Consider the following 840-nt stretch of genomic DNA (forward strand, 5'->3'; position numbering starts at 1 on the left):
ACCTCGCTCAATCTGACGAACACAGATGGCCTACCGGAAGGGCCGACCAATAAATACATGACCGCCTCCGGTGTCCGCACGATCCCACTGACGGGTCTTGATTTGACGACCAGCGCACCGGTTGTTGCAACTGATTCGATTCTCGTCGCCTTCGGCAAACTTCAGGGGCAGGCCACATCAGCCGCAGCGTTGAGCGTGGGACGTGGATATATCGACGGCCTGCTTCCGGTTTACACGTCTGGTACCGGAATCAGTGTCACCTCTGGAGCGGCCTACATTCCAGGGGCTGGAAAAACTCTTTACGTTCCGAATGGCCTGGCACTCTCCGGTCTGAGCCTATCTGGTAACGCTTGGTATTACCTCTACCTGTATGACAACGCAGGAACGCCTGCAATTGAACTGGTGACGACACCACCGTCAGGACCATATAGCGGAGTTTCGCGAACCAAGACTGGTGATACGTCGCGCCGGTTTTTATGCGCGCTGCGCACCAGTGGATCAACGGGACTTTACAACTTCAAAGTGAACCAAGGCTTTATCGAGTATTTGGAGAATATTCCAGCAGTTCCGTTTCGCACCCTGTCGTCAGGAGCTGCGACCTCGCCAACCGGGGTGGACTGCTCGGCAGTGATCCCACCGACAACACAAAGCGGCATTTTCTGCTTCACCAACATTGGTACGCCAGTAATGTTCGTTCACTACCCTGGGTTGAATGCCGCGATCCTCCAGCAGGTCGCAGCGGGAACCCGATACAAAGCACAAGCGTTGCTGTTCAGCCAGAGCCTCCTGTACTCAAACAGCGGTACCGGCGGCGCAGCATTTATAGACGTTCAAGGTTAT

Annotated in this window: 1 protein-coding gene; it reads left to right on the plus strand. The window is 55.0% G+C overall.

Annotated features, from left to right (window positions below):
* Positions 1 to 840 (plus strand): hypothetical protein (locus tag AC27VU_RS28890; RefSeq protein ID WP_488725408.1); only part of this gene is annotated, 840 nt, incomplete at both ends.

The organism is Pseudomonas sp. 14P5.3.2 (genome assembly GCF_057799175.1).